The organism is Ulvibacter sp. 2210JD10-4, assembly GCF_058148525.1.
Genome location: NZ_JBYVJZ010000105.1, coordinates 1 through 236 on the forward strand (window position 1 = coordinate 1; position 236 = coordinate 236).

Below are 236 nucleotides of genomic sequence, written 5' to 3' on the forward strand. Positions count from 1 at the left end.
TATGCCCTTCTTTCAAAATTGGAAAATGAAGATCAGTTAGCTGATGTATTGGGTCCTGAGATCGGACATGTCCTGGGTCGCCATTCAGCCGAAAGAATAGCAAATAGCGATTTTTGGCAAACTCTTGCTCAGAGAGCTTCAGTTGGTGCCGATGCCGGTGGGTTGGTTTCGGGCCTCGGGCAAAATGTATTGTTAGGCAATTGCCGGGGTGATGAATTGTAAAGTGACGATCTGGG

The 236-nt window shown here is 47.5% G+C and carries 1 protein-coding gene; it reads left to right on the forward strand.

The window, feature by feature from the left end:
- Window positions 1-222 (forward strand): M48 family metalloprotease (locus ACY2RT_RS15665; protein ID WP_490156836.1); only part of this gene is annotated, 222 nt, incomplete at its 5' end.
- Between the last annotated feature and the right edge of the window lie 14 nt (window positions 223-236).